This is a genomic window from Vibrio sp. V42_P2S4T144 (assembly GCF_009904715.1).
GTDB lineage: Bacteria > Pseudomonadota > Gammaproteobacteria > Enterobacterales > Vibrionaceae > Vibrio > Vibrio alginolyticus.
Window position 1 is genome coordinate 1 of record NZ_WXWS01000592.1, and the last position, 4,589, is coordinate 4,589.

The window sequence follows — 4,589 nt, forward strand, 5'->3', positions numbered from 1 at the left end:
CTAATAATAGTACCCAGGCATCAATCGCTTCCTGAAATCGGAATGACAGAAAATGATCATTTGCGATCAAAGACAAAGCGGCTTCATTGTGCGGTTCTATCTGCAAAGCTTGCTCCAAAAGCAAGCTAACTTCTTGCGTCATTGATTGCTGGTGAATGTAGTACAAGGTCGTCGCTTTTGCGGCAAGTTGCGTGGCACTGACTGGCTCAGTCAGCTGGATCGCGTAATCAAAACAAATCAGCGCGCCATCAAATTCCCCCTCTAGCAGGTAGCCCTGCCCGAGTTGGAACCACAATTCAGCGTTGTTCGGATCTTCACGCAACTGGTCTTGAATCTCTTTCATGATGTCACGAGCAGTCATCATTCGTGACATTTCCGCTTGTATTGGTTTAGGCGGAGTTTGATGCAGCAATAAGAAACTGGCACTCGTCACGACAAGTACTAACAGGCAAAAGCCAAACCATTGAGCAGGTTTAACTTTTGATGCACTCAGTGATAAGAGTACGATAAACAATCCCATCAGAGTGATGGCAGCGAAAAACCAAACAGACATAACACGTCCCATAAACAAAGATAACGTCAGTGTACGCATTTCTTACTTTAAATGCGTTGATACAGATACAAAAAAGCCGAGCAACTAAGGCTCGGCTTTTCATATCAGGATAACGATGTAAGATTACTCTTCGTTACCTTCCTCTGCATCATCAGCAGCTGGAGCTTCTGAAGCGTCTTGCTGCGTATTTTCGCCTGTTGACTCTAACGCTTCTGCATCTTCATCAGTAGGCAGCTCTTCATCATCAACTTCTTCAATACGTTGCAAACCAACAACTGATTCATCTTCCGCAGTACGGATAAGCGTTACACCTTGTGTGTTACGACCAACCTGGCTAACTTCACCCACACGAGTACGTACTAACGTGCCAGCGTCGGTGATCATCATCATTTCATCACCTTCAACAACCTGGATAGCACCAACTACCGGGCCATTTCGCTCAGAAACTTTGATAGAAACTACACCTTGAGTGCCACGACCTTTTGTCGGGTACTCGCTAAGTGCTGTACGTTTACCATAACCGTTTTCTGTAACCGTTAGGATATCGCCTTCGTGCGAAGGAACAATAAGTGATACAACTTGGTCATTTTCAGCCAGTTTCATACCACGAACACCAGAGGCGGTACGACCCATAGGACGAACACCTTTAAACTTGATCTCTGGCTGACCATTCTCATCAAGAACTGGTTTACCATTTTCATCAAGTACTGGAATCTCTTCTGCTTCTTTAAAGCGAACCACTTTACCAGCTTTAGAGAACAGCATGATTTCGTTTTCGCCGTTAGTGATATCCACACCGATTAACGAATCGTCTTCACGTAGGTTCACAGCGATTAGGCCGTTTGAACGTACGTTTGCAAACTGGTTCAACGGCGTTTTCTTAACCGTACCGTCACCTGTTGCCATGAAGATGAATTTGTCTTCAGAGAATTCATCAACACGCAGAATCGCGGTAATGCGCTCACCTTCTTCGAGTGGAAGGATGTTCACAATTGGCTTACCACGCGCAGTACGGCTCGCTAGAGGCAATTGGTAAACTTTCAGGCGGTATGTCTTACCACGAGTAGAGAAACACAAGATGTTATCGTGGGTATTCGCCACTAGAAGACGCTCGATATGGTCTTCATCTTTCATCTTAGTCGCACTCTTACCTTTACCACCACGGCGCTGTGACTCGTAGTCGCTCAGTACTTGGTACTTAACGTAACCACCGTGAGATAGAGTAACTACAACGTCTTCACGTGCGATCAGCTCTTCCATGTCAATATCATGGCTCGCAGCTGTGATTTCTGTACGACGAGCGTCACCAAAGCCGTCACGAACCGCTTCAAGTTCTTCACGGATAACTTCCATCAAACGCTCAGTGCTCGCAAGGATATGCATGAGTTCAGCGATTTCTTCTAGAAGTGTTTTGTATTCGCCTAGAATCTTCTCGTGTTCTAGACCTGTTAGTTTATGTAAACGTAGATCTAGGATAGCTTGTGCTTGTTGCTCAGTCAGGAAGTACTGACCATCACGAATACCATATTCAGGCTCTAGCCATTCAGGGCGCGCAGCATCTGTACCAGCACGCTCTAGCATTGCTGAAACGTTGCCTAAATCCCAACCACGAGCGATAAGACCCGCTTTTGCTTCAGCCGGTGTAGGTGCCTTACGGATAAGCTCAATGATTTCATCAATGTTAGCAAGCGCTAGAGCTAAACCTTCAAGGATATGAGCACGTTCACGCGCTTTACGCAGTTCGAAGATAGTACGACGTGTCACAACTTCACGACGGTGATCAACAAAGCACTTCAACATATCTTTTAGGTTGAATAGCTGTGGCTGGCCATTGTTTAGGGCCACCATGTTGATACCGAAAGTGGTTTGCAGCTGAGTCTGAGCGTAAAGGTTGTTTAGAACTACTTCGCCCACAGCATCGCGCTTACACTCAATAACAATGCGCATACCGTCTTTATCTGACTCGTCGCGCAGTGCACTGATGCCTTCTACTTTCTTATCTTTAACTAGCTCAGCGATCTTTTCGATCAAGCGAGCTTTGTTCACCTGGTAAGGAATTTCAGTGACGATAATGGTCTCTTTACCATTCTTCTCCACTTCGATGTCCGCTTTCGAACGCATGTAGATTTTGCCACGACCTGTTTTGTACGCGTCTACAATGCCTTTACGACCGCTGATAAGCGCCGCCGTTGGGAAATCAGGACCAGGAATGTAATCCATTAGTTCATCAATAGTGATTTCTTCATTATTGATGTATGCAAGACAGCCATCAATCACTTCGCCAAGGTTATGAGGCGGGATGTTGGTTGCCATACCTACTGCGATACCAGAAGCACCGTTAACCAATAGGTTTGGAATTTTAGTTGGAAGAACCGCTGGGATCTGCTCAGTACCGTCGTAGTTTGGTACGTAGTCTACGGTTTCTTTGTCTAGGTCAGCCAATAGTTCATGGGCAATTTTTGCCATTCGAACTTCGGTGTAACGCATTGCCGCAGCAGAGTCGCCATCGATCGAGCCAAAGTTACCTTGACCATCGACCAGCATGTAACGAAGCGAGAACGGCTGAGCCATACGTACGATTGTGTCGTACACAGCACTATCACCGTGTGGGTGATATTTACCGATTACGTCGCCGACAACACGGGCTGATTTTTTATATGGTTTGTTCCAATCGTTGCCTAGTACGTTCATCGCGAATAAAACGCGGCGGTGTACTGGTTTTAGGCCATCACGCACATCTGGAAGAGCACGACCCACGATGACTGACATCGCATAGTCTAGGTATGAACCTCTAAGCTCATCTTCAATGTTTACGGGCGTGATCTCTTTAGCTAAATCGCTCATAGAGCCATTATCCCTCTATTATCTGATCGTAATTACGATACGTGTAAGGTGCAAAAATATAACACACAATTCATCACTTCGGCATCACTTTCCCTCTCCTTTTATCAGGTTGTGAGCTTGGTTATGAATCAAATGTCGAGAATTTGCACACTCATCCCATATCTTTCTGATTAGTGGTTATATTTCGGTCAATATTGAGCAAAATCGGACCCTTTACGCGGAAAAGCGAGGTAAATTCCTTTAACCACACAACGCGAAAATGCAGGTTTTAGAGTTATTGTCACTGGCACCAGTTCAAGGATGAAGCAAAAACAATAGTTAGCGCTTTACAAATTACAGGCACCTGTCTCGATTGCCGCGCCAGTGAACTCTGTCATTGTCCCTTAACTAAGCACATCGAGGTTGTTTGGGTGTAAAACGTTGGAGTATACTGGCGCCCTCTAAAGGACTCAGATTGAATGCAATAAAACCAATTATGACTAAAGCACAAAACGTCGACCCAAGTGAAATTAAGAAATTCGAGGACATGGCTTCTCGATGGTGGGATTTAGAAGGCGAGTTTAAGCCGCTTCATCAAATTAACCCACTTCGTTTGAACTATGTACTTGAAAAAGCAAATGGCTTGTTTGGCAAGCGAACACTTGATGTCGGCTGTGGTGGTGGCATTCTTGCTGAAAGCATGGCAAAAGAAGGCGCTATTGTGACGGGGCTTGATATGGGTAAAGAACCATTAGAAGTCGCGCGACTACATGCATTAGAAACAGGCACTCAACTGACCTACATTCAGAGCACAATAGAAGACCACGCTATAGAAAACGCAGGAACTTACGATGTCGTGACTTGTATGGAGATGCTTGAACACGTTCCAGATCCTCTCTCCGTTATCCGCTCTTGTGCTGCGCTAGTCAAACCCGGTGGTCACGTGTTTTTCTCAACTTTGAACCGAAACATTAAGTCGTACTTATTTGCTATTGTCGGTGCTGAGAAGCTTCTTAAGATTGTTCCTGAAGGCACTCATGAGCACGATAAGTTTATCAAGCCAGCCGAAATGATGAAGATGATAGACCAAACTGACCTGACGGAAATGGGCATTACTGGGCTTCATTACAACCCTCTAAATGATAGCTACAAACTCGGTCGTAATGTAGATGTAAACTACATCGTTCATACTAAAAAATACTGAACGCTATTA

General features: G+C 45.1%; 3 protein-coding genes. 1 reads left to right on the forward strand and 2 read right to left on the reverse strand.

Going from position 1 to position 4,589, the window contains the following annotated elements:
• Together CAG68_RS19495 and gyrA are read right to left on the reverse strand one after the other, a co-directional pair.
• Window positions 1–553 (reverse strand): TPR domain-containing protein (locus CAG68_RS19495; RefSeq protein WP_161441542.1); only part of this gene is annotated, 553 nt, incomplete at its 3' end.
• Window positions 554–676: 123 nt separating this feature from the next.
• Complete coding sequence (gene gyrA, locus CAG68_RS19500; protein WP_042522797.1) at window positions 677–3,397, reverse strand: DNA topoisomerase (ATP-hydrolyzing) subunit A; 2,721 nt, start codon at window positions 3,395–3,397, stop codon at window positions 677–679.
• Window positions 3,398–3,872: 475 nt separating this feature from the next.
• Here gyrA and ubiG point away from each other — a divergent pair, with 475 nt between their 5' ends.
• On the forward strand, window positions 3,873–4,580 hold the full coding sequence (ubiG, locus tag CAG68_RS19505; RefSeq protein WP_017636129.1) for a bifunctional 2-polyprenyl-6-hydroxyphenol methylase/3-demethylubiquinol 3-O-methyltransferase UbiG: 708 nt from the start codon (window positions 3,873–3,875) through the stop codon (window positions 4,578–4,580).
• The last annotated feature ends 9 nt before the right edge of the window (window positions 4,581–4,589 follow it).